Source organism: Halomonas urmiana (genome assembly GCF_005780185.1).
Classification (GTDB): domain Bacteria; phylum Pseudomonadota; class Gammaproteobacteria; order Pseudomonadales; family Halomonadaceae; genus Halomonas; species Halomonas urmiana.
Map to the genome: position 1 here is coordinate 1 of NZ_VBUI01000119.1, position 240 is coordinate 240.

Genomic DNA, 240 nt, shown 5'->3' on the forward strand with positions numbered 1-240 from the left:
TGTTGCCCACGAACGATTCCAGTGCGTTGTTCCACTCGGCAAAGCGGCCGACGATGTTCTCGCGCACCACGGCCTTGAACAGCTCTTCCTTGCTGGGGAAGTACAGAAACAGCGTGCCCTTGGAGACCCCCGCACGCGCAGCGACATCGTCCACCCGCGTGGCGGCAAAGCCTTTTTCCACGAACAGGTCCAGCGCCGCTTCCAGTAATTCGCCGGGGCGCGCTTCTTTGCGCCGGCTGC

General features: G+C 62.9%; 1 protein-coding gene. It reads right to left on the bottom strand.

All coding sequences use genetic code 11. The annotated features are described in order from the left end of the window. Positions 1-240 (bottom strand): TetR/AcrR family transcriptional regulator (locus tag FEI13_RS19005; protein ID WP_138183036.1); only part of this gene is annotated, 240 nt, incomplete at both ends.